A 21686-nucleotide genomic window follows, 5' to 3' on the forward strand; every position below is an offset into this window, starting at 1 on the left:
CGAATTCCTTAAGCTTGTTCTACGTTGCTAACTTGAGCAGCGGCATTCACCACTTTTGCTTCAAATTCGCCACGGAAATATTTGAGTGCACCCATGAGTGGTTCCATAGCACCAGGAGCGTGAGCACAGAAAGTCTTACCAATCCAAAGCTTACGTGTAAGCTCTTGCAAATGATCGATGTCTTCTTTCTTGCCTGTACCATCTTCAAGTGCTTTAAGCGCTTTCACCGCCCAAGGTAAACCATCACGACATGGTGTACAGAAACCACATGATTCACGCGCAAAGAATTCTTCTAAGTTACGTGTTGCTGAAACCATACATTGAGTTTCATCAACCACCATAAGCAAACACGTACCTAAACGCGAACCTGCTTTCATGATGCTTTCCGCATCCATTGGAAGATCGATGTGTTCAGCTGCCAAAAAGTCAGTTGATGCACCACCTGGTAACCATGCTTTAAGCTTTAAGCCATCACGCATACCACCCGCATGTTCTTCAATCACTTCACGTGCAGTTGTACCAAATGGAAGCTCCCAAAGACCAGGGAATTTCACTTTACCTGATGCACCATAAATTTTTGTGCCAGGATCTTTCGACTTACCTGCAGATAAATTGATATACCACTCAGGACCACGCAGCATAATTGCTGGTAAGTTATTGTAAGTCTCTACGTTGTTCACAATCGTAGGACGACCCCAAGCACCTGCAACTTGCGGGAATGGTGGTTTTGTACGTGGATTTGCACGGCGACCTTCAAGCGAGTTGATCAATGCAGTTTCTTCACCACAGATATAACGACCCGCACCAGTGTGCACATGTAGTTCAAAGTTCCAGCCAGAACCAAGGATGTTTTCACCCAAGTAACCTTTGGCACGAATTTGCTCTAAAGCTTGGTTCAAATATTTCGCAGCTTCGATGTATTCACCACGGATAAAAATATAACCATGGGTTGCTTCAAGTGTATAACCTGCAATTAACATCCCTTCGATCAATTGATGAGGAAGTTTTTCCATCAACAAACGGTCTTTGAATGTACCTGGTTCCATCTCATCGGCATTACAAATCAAGTAACGAGGACCTGAATTGTCATTTGGCGCCATGAGTGACCATTTAATCCCTGCAGGGAAACCAGCACCACCACGACCTTTCACAGTCGCTGCTTTAATGATTTCCAATACATCTTTAGGCGGCATTGTGAGTGCTTTTTTAAAGCCTTCATACCCTTCAAGAGACTCATAGTCTTCTACACTATGAACAAATTCTTGCTTGCTCAAACGCCATGTTAATGGGTGAGTTTCTGGGTTACCGTCGCCATAAATCGGTTTTGGTTCAGTATTCATACATACTTCTCCAATAACTGTTTCACTGAAGAAACTTCTACTAGACCGTGAGTATCTTCATTAATCATCAAGGTTGGACCCTTATCACAGTTTCCTAAACAGCAAATCGGGAGCAAAGTAAAACGACCATCAGCTGTCGTTTGACCAAATGAAATCCCGAGTTCGCGTTGGAATGCTTCTGCTAAAGTTTCCGCACCCATCAAGAAGCAAGCAATAGAATCACAAAGCAAAATTACGTTGCGACCTACTGGCTGGCGGTAAATACGGTTATAGAATGTTGCCACACCTTCCAAATCAGCAAGGCTCATTGACAACATCTGCGCAATCGCATTCATTTGCGCATCATCCACCCAACCATTACGACGTTGAACACATTTAAGTGCATCTAAACATGCCGCACGTGGGTATGGGTAATGGCCAATGTGATGCTCGATTTCGTGGATTTCTTCCGCAGTTAAAATCCCTTCGACATTCACACGTGGCTTTTTATCAGTCAAAATCATCATAATGCGTACCCCTTAGCGATCCACGTCAGCCATTACGACATCAATCGTCGCTAAATAAATGATTAAGTCAGATACAAGACTGCCGTTAATTACAGAAGGAATTTGCTGTAAGTGCGTGAAGGTTGGTGTACGAATACGGGTACGGTAACTCATCGTTGACTTGTCTGAAGTCAAGTAGTAGTTCGATGCACCTTTTACCACTTCCGCCATAACAGATGCTTCACCTGCTGGCATGACAGGACCCCATGACACGCTTAAGAAGTGCGTAATCAAAGTTTCAATGTCTTGTAGTGTCTTATCTTTCGGTGGTGGAACAGCCAATGGGTGATCCGCTTTATAAGGACCAGATGGCATGTTATCCAAGCACTGCTTGATGATTTTTAAAGATTGTTCGATTTCACGGTAGTGAACGATCACACGTGCATATGCATCGCCTTCGTATTCTACAGGCACTTCGAAGTCGTAATTTTCATAACCGCTATATGGACGATATTTACGTACGTCAAAATCAATACCTGTTGCACGTAAACCTGTACCTGTCACACCCCACGCCAATGCAGATTTTGCATCATATTGCGCAACATTACGGGTACGACCTTCAAATACCGAGTTTTTAAGTGCTGCAGTATGATATTCCTTCAAACGTTTAGGCATCCAATCCAAAATTTCACGGATCAAATGTTGCCAGTTGTTTGGAAGATCGTGTGCAGTACCACCGATACGGAACCATGCTGGGTGCATACGGTAACCCGTGATTGCTTCAATCGCGTCATAGATCTTTTGACGATCGGCGAACATATAGAATACTGGGGTCATACCGCCGGCATCCTGAATCGCTGTACCGATATAAAGCAAGTGGTTATTAATACGGAATAGTTCCGACATCATGACACGAATACATTGCGCACGTTCTGGCACAGTGATCCCTGCCATCTGCTCCACACCCATCACATAAGGCATGTTTTGCGCACAACCACCTAAGTAGTCAACACGGTCAGTATACGGAATGAATGAATGCCAAGTTTGACGTTCAGCCATCTTTTCCACACCACGGTGGTGATAACCGATATCAGGCACACAGTCTTTCACTTCTTCGCCATCTAACTGCAAGATCACACGGAATGCACCATGCGCAGATGGATGGTTAGGACCCAAGTTCAAGAACATGAAGTCTTCATCAGCATTACCGCGTTTTAGACCCCAATCTTCAGGTACAAAACGTAAATGCTCTTGTTCGAAATCTTGTTTCGCTTGGTTCTGACGATAAGGTGTGTATTCAGTCGCACGTGCAGAATATTCTTTACGCAACGGATGACCTTCCCAATACGTTGGCAATAAAATACGACGGAGCATTGGATGCCCTTCGAAGTTAATGCCGAACATATCGTAAGCTTCACGTTCGTACCAGTTGGCATTTGGCCAAATGTTGGTTGCTGTTGGAATATTGAGATCAGACTCATTCAACGCAACTTTAATACGAATATCCGTATTACGCTCTAGTGACAACAAGTGATAGAACACAGTGAAGTCAGACGCAGGTAACCCATCGCGGTGAGTACGTAAACGCTCATCTACCGCTGACAAGTCAAACAACATCACGTAAGGACGTGACACTGTACGCAAGAACATTAATACGTCTTGTACACGTGAGCGCTCAACCCAGACTGTTGGAAAGTCTTCAAAAGTCGTTTGCACGTAGAAATTCTCACCAAACTTGGTTTTGAGCTCTTCTACAATTGCAAATGCTGGGCGTGAATCAACTGGAGTTGATTCTGGCATAGCAATGTCAGTTTCAGCCATTGGCTTGGCTTCCTATTTAATACAAATTCATTCAACCAAAACGACAATTACACCCAAGCGGGTGCATCAATATTATTTGCCGTTAAGATTATTTAATTTCATCCATAGAGCGTAAGTGTTTTACTGCAATACGTTCAGCATTCTTACGGTCACGTTCAGGCTGCATCTTTGGCTTATAAACTGGCTTAAGATCATCACCGATCACCGCAGAAAGCGGACGACGCTCTAATTGAATTTGGTCTTGCAATAACATCAACGCTTGGATTAATGCTTCAGGACGCGGTGGGCAACCTGGAATATACACATCCACTGGAATGATTTTATCGACACCTTGTACAACCGAGTAAATGTCATACATACCTCCAGAGTTTGCGCATGCACCCATTGAGATCACCCATTTAGGTTCTAACATTTGCTCATAAAGGCGTTGAATTACAGGTGCCATCTTGACGAAGCATGTACCCGCAACAATCATCAAGTCCGCTTGACGTGGTGAAGCACGAATTACTTCGGCACCAAAACGTGACAAGTCATGCACGCCTGTTAAAGTCGTTGCATACTCAACGTAGCAGCAAGATGTACCAAAGTTGAACGGCCAAACTGAGTTTTTACGACCCCAGTTTACTGCTGTATGCGCCAAATCCTCTAAACGAGTCATGAACACATTCTTATTCACTTCTTCTTGTAAAAGCGGATCTTCTACAACGATACGCTCTTGAAGTGGATACTGATCAGCATCCGGATTCGCACGGGTTAATGTATATTTCATCCCGTATTACTCCTTATCAGATGATGTAGTCGTTGGCGAAGCTTTTACACGACCAGATGATTGCGCTGGAATTTGACCTGTAGGGTCAACCACCAACTCCTCAATTGAGTTGAAGCGAGTAATTTCTGCGAGATCCATATTTGGCGAACCAATTTTAGGTTTAATCCCTGCTGCTTTACGCTTATCAGATGGCGCCCAATTTAATGCACCAGTAGACAACTCATAAATCAAGCCAACGAGTAAAACTAAAATAAATACAGCTGCTGCTGCAAAACCGATCCAACCCACTTCACGAACTGACGCAGCCCATGCATAGAGATAGAGCGCTTCTAAGTCAAACACAACGAAGAAGATTGCAACCAAATAGAATTTTGCAGATAGACGAATTCGTGCTCCACCAGCACTAACTACGCCTGACTCGAACTGCTCTTGCTTAGCACGTCCCCACGATTTACCCCCTAGGAGTAGCGGGACAGTGAGCATAAAGACGCATAAAAATGTAACGCCGATCACGAAGGCAATTATTGCCCAATCGTATGGAGTAATGGCACTCATGCGGGGATAACTCCTGGCAGGCCTATTTATTAACAAAGAATGTATGTATTGGCCTTCAAATACACCAAACACAAAATTAATCCCGCCAATTGTACCTGATTTATGATTTCTGTTGCTAGCCAATCCCTCTAAGTCTTTAGGATGAATTTTGCCCTTTTTCCAGATTTGATGGTGATTAAAGTCAATAAAACCTTATTTAATCGTAGAAAGTTATCAAGGTGATAATACTGATTATTTTTTCCGAATAATCATTCAAAAAATTCAAGCGGCCTCAATCCACCCACTATTACTTTTTTAGTTTTACCATTCGTGTTAGGTCAGCTTTTTTTGCACCAATATGGCTCAATTATTTTTGATTTATTCTATTTTAAAAGTTTTAAATTTTAATTGCTTACAATGTTTTAATTAACTTTATACAAATCGTGCTGATTTTCGTTATATGCTCAATTAAATAATAAGGAGAAGATCTATGAGTCTAGAATTCACACACAAACCTAACTATTTTTTATTTGCTCAGTTGATCGTCCATCATTTAGACAGCTATATCAAAAAACATCCTGATGCAACGAATGCTATTTTTGATTTACGCGATATTTATCAAATTTTCCGCCAAGACCTCGCCTCTACAACCACTAATCTTGATGCTATTCTCAACATCGCAGATGAATATACAGTTGAGACCATTCACGGCGATCAAAAACTGATTAGCAATTATCATGTTGATGCAACCAATAACAGTTTACTGATCGATTTCAATGCCGATGCCTTAAATGCACTTAAGGAAGGAAAACGCATCATTGAACCGAATGCCAATAATTACCAATAAAAGGCAATATAAATTATAAGAAAAGCGCTTAATCGCGCTTTTTTTTAATTCTCGCTTTACTCTGATGTTTGACTGGTTTGAACAATCTTCTTCTTTTTAAATCTTTTGGCTGGCCATTGCATAGTAAATCGTGCACCGCCCATTTTAGGACTTTGATCCACTTGAATCGTACCACCAAACCAATAGGCGATTCGGCTTACAATAGATAAGCCCAAACCATATCCACCTGAGGCACGTGTACGACTATCATCCAAGCGAGCAAAAGCTTCAAACACTCGCTTACGATCCTCTTCTGGAATCCCTGGACCATCATCTTCAACTGAAATATAGGCCATTCCCTGAGCATCAATTCCACCAGTGATCAGCACTGTATCATCGCAGTACCGGATCGCATTTCCGACTAAGTTTTGTACTACACGATGCAAATAACGGCGTTCCGCATCCACCACCAAAGCTTGTGATGGCAAGTGTAATTGAATATTTTTATTGGTTTTTAATGCTTTAGTTTCAATAGCGACTTGCTCAAGCACTTCGTATAGTCGAATTTCCTCAAAATCAATAGAGGGCATGCCTTGCTCAAGTTTAGCATAGGTCATAATTTCATCAATGAGCGTGTTTAAAGCCTCAATATCTTTATCAATCATTTCTACTTGTTGCTGACGATACTCATAATCCTCTTCATCAACCAACATTTCCATACCAAAGCGAATACGTGCGACTGGCGTTCGCAGCTCATGTGATACAGCTCTCATTAACTCTCGCTGAGCTTCGATCAAACGCTGTATATGATCTGACATACTGTTATAGCTGGCTGCCAAATGTGCTAACTCATCATATCCTTCGACAGGAACGCGAACGGACATATCCCCTTTTTGCATAACATTTAAGGCTGAGTTAACTTGCTTCAACTTGCGTTGCATTGGGACAATCAAACCATACACACCAAGCGACAAAATAAACATACTCAGCAAAGTAATCCCTGCCGCCAATTGGAATGGCATCCAATTGAACATTGGCACTGGTCCCATCACCAAGACATCACCAGACGAATTCGTCATTGGAGAAATGACAGAAATCGTAGTACCACGAATGCTAGCGCTATCCTGATACAGGATAACCCCTTGATCCGCACGTAAACGACCAATTTGCTCGGAATCTAAATTGAGATCAGACAGATTTTGAATGCTTAAATCATAAGAAAAGTGTTGCTTAATTTTTGCAAGATATTCCCTTTCCTGCCCTGGATAATAAACCAAGTATTCCCATACAAAGATTGGTAAGGCCTTCATTTGACGCTCACCAATATTATCCACTTTTACATAAAGTAAATGCTCAGGGTCATCTATTAAACCAATAATGACATAAGCAATACTTTCTTTGGCGTCATAGCGCACCACAGCTTTGCGCTTTTCTAAACGGTATTTTTCGGTGCGTGAAAGTTCGACTTTATCAGATTCTAGATAATAGATTGGAAGTTCGAGCAAATCAGATGCATCTGATATCCAATCCATTCTTTGTTGCATGGTTTGTTGTCTTGAAACACCCTCGCTAATGACGTACGAAATCCCATCAGTCAATGACTCACGGTATTCCTGCGCGCGTTGATAGTTGATGATTTGCACAAGCAAATAACCAAATATGGCAACCAGCACCACCAAAATGACGAGACCTGCGTAGATACGCAGGAATATACTGTGTTTAGACACTAAGGTATGACCTTCTGAGGAGTGAGGGCATTACCGCGGGGATGTGATTACATCCCGTTGGTTTCTTTAACGAATAAATATCCTTTACTACGCACTGTTTTAATACGTTTAGGATTTTCAGGATCATCACCAATTTTTGGACGGATACGAGAAATACGAACATCAATTGAGCGGTCTTGACCATCATATTCAATACCACGTAGACGCTCAAAAATGTCTTCACGTGAAAGGATACGACCAGCATTAGATGCCAACAACCATAATAAGTCATATTCTGCACTTGTGAAATCTACAAGCTCACCGTTTAAGGTTACAGAACGACCACCATTATCAATCACTAAATCATCAAATTCGATACGTTGAGCAACTTCATCCTCTGGTGTTTTGTCTGTACGACGAAGCAAAGCACGAATACGCGCTAATAGAACACGTGGCTGAACTGGTTTCGCAACATAATCATCTGCACCCATTTCAAGACCTAATACTTGATCCATGTCTTCAGTACGTGCAGTCAACATTAAAATTGGTTGATGATAATGTGGCCGAACCTCACGACATACGGTGAGACCATCAGCACCAGGAAGCATAACATCCAGCACCACCATATCTGGTTGCTCTGCGATAATACGACGGATTGCACGATTACCGTCTGGTTCTACCCCAACTTCTAATCCATTACGAATTAAATACTCTTGCGTTAAACGCGCAAGACGCTCGTCATCTTCAACGATCAAAATCTTTGGTAACTTTTCTTCTTGGCTCATAGAATGCCCCTATATTGTTACGATATCTGCTGATTAAACTTCACAGATTTACATCGATATGTTTTGCAATATACACACGTTTACATTGTAAACAAGAGCCTGTTCACGAAACTGATACACGAGCGTAGTCTTTTGTTATCTTTTTATTAACTATTGATAAATAGATAGTTTTGCCAAGTCGATCAATATTTTCAATCAACTTTAAACTTTCAAACACAAACCAATTTGATGATATTTTAAACAAAATATTTCAAAAAAATTATTTTCGAGAATCAATTTGCACTTTCGGAGTTATCCACAAACTTATCTATAAGCACTCTAAAAAGTCTCTGTTATGCTTAGCACCCTGTGACGCTGACTACATAACAAAAATGGCGGAACATGGAAAAAGTATAGGGAAATTTGAGTGTTAAACTCAGAAAAAAAATTATCAAAATGTCAATATTGATCTACCCTGAAATTTACCGTATCTTGTGTCTTAATTTACATTAAACCACTAAGTCTTGTGTTTACCCTCAAATATCGCGATAGCTCATTTTTTGAGTTTGTATCCGATTCAAATGGTCCATAAGCATAAAAATGATGAGAATGGAGCGACGCTGAAATGAGCGCTAATACAACCCCTGGTCAACTTCAAGTGATTAAACGCACTGGTGATGTTGCCACTTTTGATGCAGATAAAATCTCTGTAGCAATTGGTAAAGCATTTTTGGCTGTTGAAGGTCAACCAAGTGCAGATTCGAGCAGAATTCATGATCGTATTACTCAGCTGACTGAGATGGTGATGAATACATTTAAGCGTCGTTTACCTTCTGGTGGCACGATTCATATTGAAGAAATTCAAGATCAAGTGGAATTAGCTTTAATGCGCACAGGTGAACAAAAAGTAGCGCGTGCATACGTGATCTATCGTGAACAACGTGCCGAAGCGCGTAAAGAGTTAGGTGCTCATCATCACCCTACTCTTCAGATCACAGGTCAAAATGGTCAGCTCCAACCATTAGATTTGAGTCGTTTACAAGCGAAGATTGAAAAAGCTAGCGAAGGCTTAGAAGGCATTGATGTTCAAGCGATCATCGATGAAACTGTAAAAAACCTATACAACGGTGTTAAAGCATCAGACATCTCTACAACGATGATGATGGCGACACGTACACGTATTGAACAAGAACCAAACTATACGTATGTCACTGCACGTTTATTGCGTGACAACTTAGTCGCAACCGGTCTTGAGTTTCTTGGTCTATCCAAAGACACGCTTGAAAATGATGCGCTTGAAACCTTCTTGAAAAAAGGTGTTGAGCTAGAGCTTCTTTCTCCAGAATTATTAAATTTTGATCTTGTAAAATTAGCGGCTGCGATTAAACCAGAACGCTCTAATCAATTTACATATTTAGGTCTTCAAACATTATTTGATCGTTACTTTATCCACTCTGATGGCGTACGTTTCGAATTACCACAATTATTCTTCATGCGTGTTTCTATGGGCTTGTCGCTCAATGAAGACAACCGTGAAGATCGTGCAATCGAATTCTATAACTTACTTTCTAGCTTCGATTACATGGCATCTACGCCGACTCTATTTAACTCAGGTACATTACGTCCTCAGTTATCAAGCTGTTATTTAACAACGATTGATGACGACTTGTTCGATATTTATGGCGCTATGCGTGATAACGCAATGTTGTCTAAATGGGCAGGCGGTCTAGGTAATGACTGGACACCAGTTCGTGCCTTGAACTCATACATCAAAGGTACTAACGGTAAATCGCAAGGTGTTGTTCCATTCCTTAAAGTAGCGAACGATACAGCCGTTGCAGTTAACCAAGGTGGTAAGCGTAAAGGTGCGGTATGTGCATATCTTGAAACTTGGCACTTGGATATCGAAGAATTCCTAGAGCTTCGTAAAAACACGGGTGATGACCGCCGTCGTACACACGATATGAACACTGCAAACTGGGTTCCAGATTTGTTCATGCAACGTGTATTTGAAGATGCTGAATGGACACTCTTCACCCCGTCTGAAACACCAGATCTTCACGATTTAACGGGTGCTGAATTCGCAGAACGTTATGCTTACTACGAAAGCATTGCGAAAGAAACAGACATGCTGCATAAGAAAGTCCGTGCGAAAGACTTATGGCGCAAAATGTTATCAATGTTATTTGAAACAGGTCACCCGTGGATCACATTCAAAGACGTATGTAACTTACGTTCACCGCAACAACACGTAGGTGTGGTGCACTCTTCTAACTTATGTACTGAAATTACGTTGAACACAAGCAAGGATGAAATTGCGGTATGTAACTTGGGTTCAATCAACCTTGTTCAACACGTTCAAGGTGGTCAACTAGACCGTGAGAAACTTGCTCGCACGATTAAAACTGCAGTTCGTATGCTCGATAACGTTATCGACATTAACTACTATGCAGTTCCACAAGCGCGTAATTCAAACTTGAAACACCGTCCAGTGGGTATGGGTATCATGGGCTTCCAAGATGCACTATACGAAATGAAAATTGCTTACGGTTCTGATGCTGCGGTTGAGTTTGCAGATGAGTCTATGGAAGTGATTTCTTACTACGCGATTCAAACTTCAAGCGATTTGGCGGTTGAACGTGGTACGTATGAAACATTTAAAGGTTCATTGTGGGATCAAGGTATTTTACCAATTGACTCTCTTGAGCTCGTTGCGAAATCTCGCCCAGAACGTATGTTTGAAGTCGATCGCACACAACGTTTGGATTGGGACACGTTACGTGCCAAGGTTCAAAAAGATGGTATGCGTAACTCGAACGTGATGGCCATTGCACCGACTGCAACCATTTCAAATATTTGTGGTGTATCTCAATCTATTGAGCCAACATTCCAAAACTTATATGTGAAATCGAACTTGTCTGGCGAGTTCACTGTCATCAACCCTTACCTCGTTCGTGCATTAAAAGAACGTGGTCTTTGGGATTCTGTGATGGTCAATGACCTGAAACATTTCGAAGGTTCAGTACAAAAAATTGCGCGTATTCCTGAAGAGTTAAAAGCAATTTTCGCGACAGCATTTGAAGTTGAAGCACGCTGGATTGTTGATGCTGCATCACGTCGTCAAAAATGGATCGACCAAGCACAATCTCTTAACCTTTACATCTCTGGTGCAAACGGTAAGAAATTGGACATCACGTATAAGATGGCATGGTTACGTGGTCTTAAGACGACTTATTACCTTCGTGCATTAGGTGCGACATCTGCTGAGAAATCTACGATTAACACAGGTGCATTAAACGCAGTTAAACCTGCGACAGTTGCAGCACCAGTAGCAGCAGTTGCTCAAGAAGCTAAACCTGAAGCAGCAGCGTCAGAAGAAGGCTTCGAACAAGCAGCGCCAGTGCCAATGGCATGTTCAATTGACAATCCTGATTGCGAGGCTTGTCAGTAATCTGACAGTTTTTAAATCCTCCCCGACCCTTTTAATAAAGGAGGGAGATTCCTCGAAGCAAATGGCGGGATACATGTCCCCCTTTGCAAAAGGGGGACTTAGGGGGATTAAAAAAATTTAGGCAATAAAAAAGCCCTCTACAGGCCGATCAAAACTCGTAGAAGGCTTTTCAATCTCGATGTGATATCAAAATGGTCACAAAGAGGCTGGCATACCAATGCGAGATAGATTGTAGCACTGAAAACTATCTCGAGCCAGTACAAGTCATTTTCTTTGAGAAAGGAGGAATAGACTATGTCTAAGCGCGTGATTTATAAAAGTGCCATTGATGGTCGCTTCGTGACTAAAGCTTATGCTTTAGCTCATCCAAAAACGACGATTAAACAAATTCTTAAAATCAAGTAATTATTTTGAGAGTTTAACGTGGATTTCTAGATTATTCCGGAAGTCCACTATTTAGAAATGAAGGAAACCACCATGCACCATATGACGCATAACTATATGTTAGGACTTGCTGTATTGGTCTTTGCCTTTATTTTCTTTTACACGCCGATGGTCTATGCATTTTTAGCCATTCGCAAACAACAGAAGCGTAAGCAAAATAAGTAGTGCGGAAATTCAATCTACTCAAACGAACAAATTGAGTACATTCATCGGCAAAACTTAATTTTGCTTACACAATATAAGCGTATAGTAGGATGTCTCACGTTGAGATGTCTGAATAAAAAGATATAAGCAACGTAGAGAGAATTGATATGTCTATCCTCAGTTGGGACGATTTCGAAGATGATGAACCGAAACAAACTGCACAAGCACAGCAGTCTGCGCCCATCGAACCGCAAAAAGCGCCTAATCCACAAGTGGTATCTGATGCACGCAACGAACCGACGCGTGTGGCAGCTGCACAACCCGCTCGAACCAGTTCAAACGGAACAACAAATTCAGCCGATCCGTTGGCAAGAGCATCTAACGCCTTAGAACATTTGGACGTTGCTCCAGGTCTTGAAGAGTTAGAAATGGGCGCTCAACGTGTTCAAGTTGATGATAAAGCAATGATCAACTGTCGCGCTGACTTGAACCAACTTGTTCCATTCAAATACGAATGGGCTTGGCAAAAATATCTCGATGGTTGTGCAAACCACTGGATGCCACAAGAAGTTAACATGAATCACGATATCGCACTTTGGAAGTCAGAAGATGGCTTAACTGAAGATGAGCGTACTATCGTGATGCGTTCTTTAGGCTTCTTCTCTACTGCCGATTCGTTGGTTGCGAATAATTTGGTTCTTGCGATTTACCGCCACATTACGAACCCTGAATGCCGTCAGTACATCTTGCGTCAATCATTTGAAGAAGCGATTCACACGCATGCTTACCAATACTGCATCGAATCTTTAGGTATGGATGAAGGCGAAGTCTTCAACATGTACCGCGAAGTTCCATCAGTTGCGCGTAAAGCTGCATGGGGCTTGAAGTACACTCAAGAATTAAGTGATCCAACATTCAAAACAGGCACACCTGAAACAGATCAAATCTTGCTTCGCAACTTGATCGCATTCTACTGTGTTCTTGAAGGTATTTTCTTCTACTGTGGTTTCTCTCAAATCTTGTCAATGGGTCGTCGTAACAAGATGAATGGTGTTGCTGAGCAATTCCAGTACATCTTACGTGATGAGTCAATGCACTTGAACTTTGGTATCGATATGATTAACCAAATCAAGATTGAGAACCCACATTTGTGGACTGCTGAGTTCCAAGAAGAAATCATTCAAATGATTCTTGAAGGTACGATGCTTGAAATCGAATATGCACGTGACACAATGCCACGCGGTGTATTAGGTATGAATGCTGCAATGATGGAAGAATACTTGAAGTTCATCGCAAATCGTCGTTTAGCTCAATTAGGTTTACCTGAGCAATTCGCTGGTGTGAACAATCCATTCCAGTGGATGTCAGAAATGATGGACTTACGTAAAGAGAAGAATTTCTTCGAAACTCGCGTAACAGACTATCAAACTGGTGGTGCGTTAAGCTGGTAATAGATCACGCTATTGTATCTAAAAATAAAAGAGCCTTATATGGCTCTTTTATTTTTTATACTCAAGCAGGTTTAGTATGTTCAAGAATAAAAAAATAAAATAGCAGGGTTAAGTTTTAAGATTCTTAGATTAACATTTGAAGTGCAACACCATGTTGTTGCCATGATACTTGACTCGGACTTTTAAAGCCGAGTCTTTTCTTAGCCGATGATTCAAACGTTGAGTGATTTCTGAGATGTATTCATCCGTATAGATATTTAAATCACTCCCTTTTTTAAGGTATTGCCTGATTAGACCATTGGTATTTTCATTTGTGCCTCGTTGCCAAGCATTATAAAGATCAGCAAAACACCAGTCTATGTCTAATTCTTGAGCAGTATACTCATGCAGGCTGAACTCCTTACCATTATTTGCGTTGATTGTTTTGAGATGATCTTTGATCGGCTCAAATAGACGGATAGTTGTTTGGCAAACTTCTTCTGCCTTTCGTGAGCTACACTTTTTGAGCCATAGATAACCTGTCTTGCGATCTACAATCGAGACCAAGGATTGCTGATAGTTCTTACCTACAATCGTGTTTATTTCCAGATCACCAAAGCGAGTCCGATGCTCAATCTCAATAGGTCTCTTATGAATGCATCTACGGGTTTCATGAAAGCCGTACTTTCGTTTCCTTTGATTTCTGAAACGTAGGTTGTGAAAGAGTGTGCCACCCTTATTTCTATCCTGCCGAATGAAGCGATAAATTGAATGCAAACTGACTGAAACACGAGAAGCGATCTGTTCAGGACTCCATTGAAGATAAGAGGTAACTTGTGCCTATATTTCACAAGGGATTATTTTAGAATTGGAACAATGGCGTCTTCGAGCGAGTGTATTAGCATGTGTAGGGAAGTAACCATTTCTCGCTCGATTACGTTTAATTTCTCTAGAAATAGTTGAAGGTGACCGATTGAGTCTCCAAGCGATATAATGTTTAGAAAAACCTTCACGTAATAATATATAAATCTGATATCTTTCTTCTTAGGTAAGATGAGTATAGTTCATGAAGCAATTTTGACTTTGGATGGTCGGAAGCAAAATGCTAAATCATCTTACTTCCTTCCAATAATTTAATCATTCAAAAATTTTATTGTGAATGTTTTTTTCCTTAGTACCACATACCGATTAGAAATATAAATCTCTGCTTTAAAAAATAACACTATATAGTCACCTGCCTAATCACTGTAGTCATATTAATTGTAATTTTTCTAAATAATTAAACTTATACGACCTAGAAAATGCATTCAATAGTGCTTGGATAGATGCGGAAGCAATATCAGTATCAATTGCAATTCCCCAATACGTATTTCCACTGTAGTCTATACAACGAATATAACTAATAGACCGGCTACTACTCTGCTTCCCTAAAGTATGTTCTGAATACTCAGCAATCGTTATTTTACAAGGCCATTTCATATTTAAAGCATTGACTGAGGCAGATAATAATCCATTTCCACAACCTACTAGATTGATAATCTCACCGTGTAACTCAATAGATAGTTTGACTTCATAAACATCATCTTTTTTATCCGATTGATAACTTACAAGTTCAAAATTATCTTCATTAGCGTTTATACCATATTCCGTTCTAAATACTGTCCAAATTTCAGCATGAGATAACTCTTTCTTATTGTTATCCGTCATCTTTTGCACGATTTGGCTAAAATCTTTTTGTAACTTTAGTGGTAAATCTATGCCATGATTTTGCTGCAATATCCAAGCGGCACCACTTTTACCAGATTGACTATTTACACGAATTACAGCCTCATAACTGCACCCTAAATCAGCTGGATCTATAGGCAGATATGGAACTTCCCAAAATGAATGATCCTGAACATTTCTCGCTTTAAAACCCTTTTTAATTGCATCCTGATGACTACCTGAAAAAGCTGTAAATACTAATTCACCTACATAAGGATGCCTTGGGTGAATCGGAAGTTCATTACATTCTTTCACGATCTCTGCCACTTTCTTGATGTCAGAAAAATCAAGTTCAGGATAAATGCCTTGTGTGTACATATTCAAAGCAATATTCACAAGATCAACGTTCCCTGTACGTTCACCATTACCAAATAGACAGCCCTCAGCACGGTCTGCACCTGCAAGTAATGCTAATTCAGCAGTTGCAACGCCTGTTCCCCTATCATTATGAGGGTGCACACTGATACAAACCTGTTCTCGTTTAGTAAAATTTTTACAAAAAAATTCAATCTGATCGGCGAAAATATTAGGTGTACTGACTTCAACGGTAGTGGGCAAATTAATAATCATTGGATTTTTAGGACTTGGAGCCCAAACTTCAGCTACGGCTTCACAAATTTCTAGCACAAACTCAATTTCGGTAAAGCAAAAAGTCTCCGGAGAATATTCATAAGTCCATTTAGTTGCTGGATATTGCTCACATAGAGATTTCACCTGTTGTGTTGAAGCAACGGCTAGTTCAATAATTTCCTGTTTAGACTTTTGAAAGACAATTCTGCGGAATACTTCTGCCGTGGCATTGTAAACATGAACAATCGCTTGCTTTGCTCCCATCAGAGACTCAAAGGTTCTTTCAATTAGGTCTGGTCGGGCTTGAGTCATAACCTGGATACAAACATCATTTGGAATCTGATCATGTTCGATGAGGTAACGAACAAAATTAAAATCAGTTTCTGATGCCGCAGGGAACGCAACCTCAATTTGCTTGAATCCACATTCAACAAGCATTTGGAAAAATTTGAGTTTCCTATCGTGATCCATAGGATTGGCCAATGCCTGATTACCGTCTCTTAAATCGGTTGAACACCAAACAGGAGGGTGAGTAATTTTTTTACTTGGCCATGTTCTATCAGTAAAATTGGAAAATTCGAATGGACGATATTTATTTTGAGGATGAGTTAACATGATGTGATCCTTTGACTTTAATCACATCATCATGAATCATCATTTTTTGTCTTTCTTTCGATTTAAAGACAAATACCATCTAGAAAAAGACAAAATCTAATCTGATTTTTTCTTTATATATTCTGTAGGTGTCATTCCCATTTGTCTTTTAAACATATAGGAAAAAGCACTAGGACTCTCATAGCCTAAATCTAAAGCGATATTGAGTATTGGCTTTCTCATTTCCAAATCAGTCAAGGCTTGCAGCAATTTTGCTTGCTTCAGCCATACACTAAAATTCATATTGAGTTCTTTCTGGAAAAGTCTTGAAAGTGTTTTAGAGCTAAAAGCATGCTGTTCGGCAACCATCTCTAAATGGTTGGTTCCGGAGAGATCTGCTTTGATATTTTCACAAATTTCTTTGAGTATCTCTGACTTTGCTTCTGGCAACTGAAATGGAATTTCTTCTAAAAAGCGTAACTCATCTAATATGAGTTCCAAAAGCCGTTCGTTTCTAGTATGAGGTAAGATTTCTTCTTTTATCTGTACAGCCTGATTAATAAGTTCTGACAAAAGTTTTGGAATAGCAACAACACTACATTGCTTATTGAAATCAGCACGGGCAAAGGGATCAACAAATATTCCTCGGGCTTCCACATTACCAAATATCTTGATTGAATGTTTTTTGTTTTCAGGTATCCAAATACCTTTAGATGGAGGGATGACCCATATTCCTTCTGATGTTCGTACATGAATGACTCCAGAAAGAGTATGTAGTAACTGGATTCTGTCATGTTGATGAGTCCCTTCTACATAACCATGAGCATACGACTGTGCATAAGCATAGACTGGATAACTAAGCTGACCATGAGAATAATGCACGAGATGTATCTCCTTAATGCTCGAATTCATATTTTATAGATGATCGAGAAATAAAAAATATTTATAGGGAGCTTTGTAGTTGACTTAATGGCTGATATATGAATAGATTAAAGTAATTGTTATAGTTTTCTTAGTCTAAGAACTATTTTCGGAAAATAACACAGGTTGTGTCGCTATATCCAAAAAAATGACATAGGTTGTGTCGCTAAAATTGTCATTATGTGTCACAAATATTACGAAGCTTTTTGAATTTATTAAAAGGGAAATGACAACTTATGTGTCGCGTAATGCAAGCTATTGTATCTAAAAACAAAATAGCAGGGTTAAGTTTTCAGATTAAAATTTTCATATTCACATGTTTATTTAAGCATCAAAATCAATCAAAGTTAAAGCACTGAGTTTTCAACCAATTTAAGAATATCGAATTATGCAAGTACTCCTTTAAATCCAATGTGAATAATGAGTAATGAGCGGATTATTCTTCAAACTCAGGCAAAATGATCTCTATAACCTAATTCTGCAACACATATCGAGTTATAAAATTAGACATTACTACTACCCCCATACTAGCCACCTGAAAACACAAATAAAAATGAGCAAGGTTAACTTTTTTAACGGAGCGAGTGTTTGTTACTATATTCTATTTAATAACGTTCAAAAAGAGGTCTAAATATAGAGATGAAAATCTCTTTGGAGTAGGAATTTAATTTTTTGAATCATTACCATTTTTTATTATCAACAAATCCTAAACAACATTTTTTTTAAGATTAAGTCTACCCCTGATGACTAACATATAAAGCTCTATAATGGTTCTTGGATATGATTTTTTTGTTGCAATCGCGTCTCCATAATGAATTTTCTTTTATTAGAATATTTTTCAAATGACGAAATAACAAATAAAATTTTTGTTCTTCAAAAATTAATTTATTCAAATTATTAGAATTTTATTTTTTTCATACCAATTACTTTTGATTTCACATTTTTAAAAATAAAAAGAGGTCTCGAAAGACCTCTTTTCATTTGTTTAATTAAATTTGATTATATTTTAACAGATCATCGATCGCATAAAGACTGCTATCTGTATTTTGCAGAACAATAAGCTCAGTTGGGTTATATTTCGTTTTAGCCCCATCAGTATCAACACTAATCACCGTATTTGCACCATCTTGTTTGATCGTTACAAATTCACCAATGTTAGACGATGTAACATTCTGATCTTTTAATAAAGCAGAAATATCAACTCGATCACCTTCAGCTTGATTAAAGTCAGTCCAAATATCTGGACTTTCGGTATGTTGAGCTTGATTGAGCACATCATAAAGGACTGTATCAGCACCTTCACCAAGAGTAAAAGTATCGATTGAAGCAGATGCTTGTACGGTATCTGCCTCATCACTTCCAGTTAACGTCATCGAAACATTAATTTCAAGTGTTGCAGATTGTGATGTTCCCGCTTTAGAAACTGTTGTATAGGTGAATGTTTCAAGACCTCCACTTAAACCTGATGGTTGATACTCATAGGTGCCATCTTTGAACACAGTAAGGACACCATGCTTACCTTGAACTGTGAATTCTTGACCACCTTTAGCTGGATCATTTACATAAAGCTCTTTAGATCCAATTTTCAGAATATCAATTTGGTCGATAGCTGTATCATTTTCAAATAAATCACCCTCAAGCAATGGTGTATCAGTTGGAGTAATATTATTGACCATTATTCCAGTAATTGATGCACTAGATACATTCACTGAATTAAATGTACCACTCGTTGTGTTAATTGAAATAACATAATCACCTGCATCGAGCACTTTGCCATCATCTAAAATAATTTCTGAGGCATAAGTCGTTGATGTCGAAGGATTAAATGTTGTTCCAGCTGGCCATGTAATACTAACATTTCCGGTATAAACTTGTTCAAGCACTTGTTGTTCAACGCCGTTGACAAGCTGAGTAGTCACCTTATTAATCACAACACTCATTGAAGGATTATCATTAGTTAAAGTACGAGTGATATTCCCTTGGAGATCTAAGCTACTAATATAAGATCCTTCTTCAACTTTAAATTCTAGTGTACGACTTGCAGATCCAATAATTCCAGACTCTACAGATTCATTGAGCGTTGAATAGTTTGCAGCTTGAACTTCTACAACTTCTGCATCGTTAGCTACTGTATTGGTATCAATCTTAATATTGAGAACTTCAATGTAAGTTGTACCATCTGCTCGTTCCACTACAACCTCAAAACGATCAATCTCACCATATGGTGGAGTCCAACCCACTGTGCTTTGTGGAACTGTAACATTGTAGGTATAAGTACCGTCAGTATTAATATTGAGTGAGCCATATTGACCCTGTACAACTAAAGCTTCACCTTCAACCACATCAGTGTTATTTACCAATATTAATTTATCTGTCGTAATCTGAGTCGCATCACCTTGAACTGATCCAGTTATCGTTTCTGGGTTTGCATAATCGTAAATATTGACATCTGTAACTTGAGCTGAAGCTCCTCCAATTACGTTTACACCACTAGTTTGCTTGATAATACCAACGTAAGTACCCTCACCAAAACTCAATGTTACCGGGGTTGAAACACCACCGCCAATGAGCACTTGAACAAAATTTGGAATTTCGTGTACTTGAACCAACTGTTGAGTATTCTCATCTAAACGATAGATAACCAAACTAAATGTTGAAAGTATCGTTACCCCGCCCGCGGAACCGGTAAAGGTCATTTCTTGGAAAGTACCGTCTTCAACAGTGAAGTCCATGACACCTTCCGTACCAATTACACTTGCAGACAACACATCACCAGCAATACCTAGATCAAGTAAATTCAATGCGACTGCATTTGAAATACCTAATTCTTCGCCTGTGGTTTCAGTTAAATCAGGAGTAACATCAAGTAATACTGTATTATCAATGATGGCATTTTCATCTGTGGCAACACGCACTAATTCAATATTCAATTCAGCTGTGCGTTTTTCACCATTTGGTGCCGTTACCTCATATACAAAACGATCAACTTCACCGTAATCTCTAAATAATGGATCTACTGTATATGTATATTGTCCATTTTCAGAGATAGTTAAAGTGCCATACTCCCCTTTAATTGTTGCAATACCATCTGTAAATTGATTAATGGTATCTTCACCATGAATAACTCCGCTGATTTTACTACCCTCTGGGACGACATCTGTACCATTTTGATAATCCTGATCCGTAATCACATTACCATTTATTGTTCCTGTCACAGCTTCTGGATTATTAAAATCACGTACAGCATCTGATTCAAATCTTAATGTATACCCCGTAGCAGCTGACAACCCTTGGCCGTTACCTAATACAATGAGCCACTCTCCTTCATCTAAAGAACGACTTATCGTTTCTGACACACCACCTAATACAACGAGATACCAATTATCAATTTTTTCTTTTAATTCATATTCACCAGTTGACTCATTTAACTTATACATAAATAAGTTCATCGTCCCTGCTGTAAGACCACCAGCATCAGCATAGAAACTAATATCTCTTTCGGTGCCTTCTTCGACTGAAAGGGAAACTGAGGAGCTAAATACGCTTTCAAGCACACTTGCATTTAACACTGGACCTAAGCCAACAGAACCCACTGTAAATCCTGTTGAGTTAAGCTCTGTTGGTGTTTCATTAACATCTACAGTCGGTGTGATATCCAATACCAATTGCACATCATTATTCGCTGTTGCAAATGGCTCAGGTACCTCAATATCTACGAGATCATCTATTCTTTCTTGCAATAGAGCTTTTGCAGCTTCAATCGCGTCTGAAGTTTGATCAATATTGTCTAATGCTTGTTGTGCAAGAGTTTTTGCTGCCTGAGCAGCTTCTAGGGACTCTTGCAATTTATCAGCCTCTGCCTGTGTTACAGTACCGTCTTGCAAGGCGTCAGCTAAATCCTCTTCAGCCGTTGTATAAGCTTCTTCAGCACTTTCTATTAAAGCTTCGACCCCCGCTAGTAAAGTATCAATATCATCAGAAATATCATTTTCATTTTGATCATTTACTGTTGGTAAAGTGATATCAACCAGGTCATTTAAACGACCTTGTAGCGCATCTTTTTCTGCTTGTACTGCCTCAGGTAACGCTGTCACTTTTGTTTGTGCTTCTGTTTTCGCAGCAA

16 protein-coding genes are annotated in these 21686 nt (G+C 39.6%); 4 read left to right on the top strand and 12 right to left on the bottom strand.

Going from position 1 to position 21686, the window contains the following annotated elements; genetic code table 11:
- Positions 1–8 precede the first annotated feature (8 nt).
- From nuoF to ndhC, 5 genes are all read right to left on the bottom strand, one after another.
- A complete protein-coding gene (nuoF, locus tag AC1M9H_RS10100) occupies positions 9–1340 on the bottom strand; it encodes an NADH-quinone oxidoreductase subunit NuoF (protein ID WP_035267262.1) in 1332 nt (443 codons plus the stop codon).
- Positions 1337–1846, bottom strand: coding sequence for an NADH-quinone oxidoreductase subunit NuoE (nuoE, locus tag AC1M9H_RS10105; protein WP_035267260.1), 510 nt, complete (start codon positions 1844–1846; stop codon positions 1337–1339). Before nuoE ends, nuoF begins: the two co-directional genes overlap by 4 nt.
- Before the next feature lie 12 nt (positions 1847–1858).
- Positions 1859–3646 carry an NADH-quinone oxidoreductase subunit C/D gene (gene nuoC, locus AC1M9H_RS10110; RefSeq protein WP_035267259.1) on the bottom strand — a complete coding sequence of 596 codons (1788 nt, stop codon included), beginning with the start codon at positions 3644–3646 and terminating at the stop codon, positions 1859–1861.
- Positions 3647–3734: 88 nt separating this feature from the next.
- Positions 3735–4415 (bottom strand): NuoB/complex I 20 kDa subunit family protein, encoded by a 681-nt coding sequence (locus tag AC1M9H_RS10115; protein WP_035267257.1) that lies wholly within the window; start codon positions 4413–4415, stop codon positions 3735–3737.
- Positions 4416–4421: 6 nt separating this feature from the next.
- Positions 4422–4970: an NADH-quinone oxidoreductase subunit A gene (ndhC, locus tag AC1M9H_RS10120; protein ID WP_035267255.1), complete on the bottom strand. Its 549-nt coding sequence runs from the start codon at positions 4968–4970 to the stop codon at positions 4422–4424.
- A 469-nt stretch (positions 4971–5439) separates the two neighbouring features.
- Here ndhC and AC1M9H_RS10125 point away from each other — a divergent pair, with 469 nt between their 5' ends.
- On the top strand, positions 5440–5796 hold the full coding sequence (locus tag AC1M9H_RS10125; protein ID WP_035267254.1) for a hypothetical protein: 357 nt from the start codon (positions 5440–5442) through the stop codon (positions 5794–5796).
- A gap of 56 nt (positions 5797–5852) precedes the next feature.
- Here AC1M9H_RS10125 and bfmS read toward each other — a convergent pair whose 3' ends face one another.
- Together bfmS and bfmR are read right to left on the bottom strand one after the other, a co-directional pair.
- A complete protein-coding gene (gene bfmS / locus AC1M9H_RS10130) occupies positions 5853–7502 on the bottom strand; it encodes a sensor histidine kinase BfmS (protein ID WP_481593635.1) in 1650 nt (549 codons plus the stop codon).
- A 47-nt stretch (positions 7503–7549) separates the two neighbouring features.
- Positions 7550–8266, bottom strand: coding sequence for a response regulator transcription factor BfmR (bfmR, locus tag AC1M9H_RS10135; protein ID WP_035267251.1), 717 nt, complete (start codon positions 8264–8266; stop codon positions 7550–7552).
- A gap of 604 nt (positions 8267–8870) precedes the next feature.
- On the opposite strand from bfmR, the gene AC1M9H_RS10140 reads away from it, so the two are divergent.
- The 3 genes from AC1M9H_RS10140 to AC1M9H_RS10150 all read left to right on the top strand — a co-directional run bounded on the left by AC1M9H_RS10140 (position 8871) and on the right by AC1M9H_RS10150 (position 13735).
- Positions 8871–11696 carry a ribonucleoside-diphosphate reductase subunit alpha gene (locus tag AC1M9H_RS10140; protein ID WP_481589064.1) on the top strand — a complete coding sequence of 942 codons (2826 nt, stop codon included), beginning with the start codon at positions 8871–8873 and terminating at the stop codon, positions 11694–11696.
- Positions 11697–12173: 477 nt separating this feature from the next.
- Entirely contained in the window at positions 12174–12305 is a 132-nt protein-coding gene (locus tag AC1M9H_RS10145) for a preprotein translocase subunit YajC (protein ID WP_481587302.1), read from the top strand.
- Positions 12306–12451: 146 nt separating this feature from the next.
- Positions 12452–13735 carry a ribonucleotide-diphosphate reductase subunit beta gene (locus AC1M9H_RS10150; protein ID WP_035267248.1) on the top strand — a complete coding sequence of 428 codons (1284 nt, stop codon included), beginning with the start codon at positions 12452–12454 and terminating at the stop codon, positions 13733–13735.
- A 129-nt stretch (positions 13736–13864) separates the two neighbouring features.
- Here the strand turns inward: AC1M9H_RS10150 and AC1M9H_RS10155 are convergent, their stop codons facing one another.
- The 5 genes from AC1M9H_RS10155 to AC1M9H_RS10175 form a co-directional block, all read right to left on the bottom strand.
- Complete coding sequence (locus tag AC1M9H_RS10155; RefSeq protein ID WP_481613304.1) at positions 13865–14491, bottom strand: IS30 family transposase; 627 nt, start codon at positions 14489–14491, stop codon at positions 13865–13867.
- Positions 14492–14554: 63 nt separating this feature from the next.
- Positions 14555–14743: a helix-turn-helix domain-containing protein gene (locus AC1M9H_RS10160; protein ID WP_481613308.1), complete on the bottom strand. Its 189-nt coding sequence runs from the start codon at positions 14741–14743 to the stop codon at positions 14555–14557.
- A 222-nt stretch (positions 14744–14965) separates the two neighbouring features.
- Entirely contained in the window at positions 14966–16663 is a 1698-nt protein-coding gene (gene leuA, locus AC1M9H_RS10165) for a 2-isopropylmalate synthase (protein ID WP_481613305.1), read from the bottom strand.
- 96 nt (positions 16664–16759) lie between these two features.
- Positions 16760–17524 (bottom strand): AraC family transcriptional regulator, encoded by a 765-nt coding sequence (locus AC1M9H_RS10170; protein WP_481607777.1) that lies wholly within the window; start codon positions 17522–17524, stop codon positions 16760–16762.
- Between the two features lie 1028 nt (positions 17525–18552).
- Positions 18553–21686 (bottom strand): BapA/Bap/LapF family large adhesin (locus tag AC1M9H_RS10175; RefSeq protein WP_481613306.1); only part of this gene is annotated, 3134 nt, incomplete at its 5' end.

This window comes from Acinetobacter sp. ANC_7512, assembly GCF_056779935.1.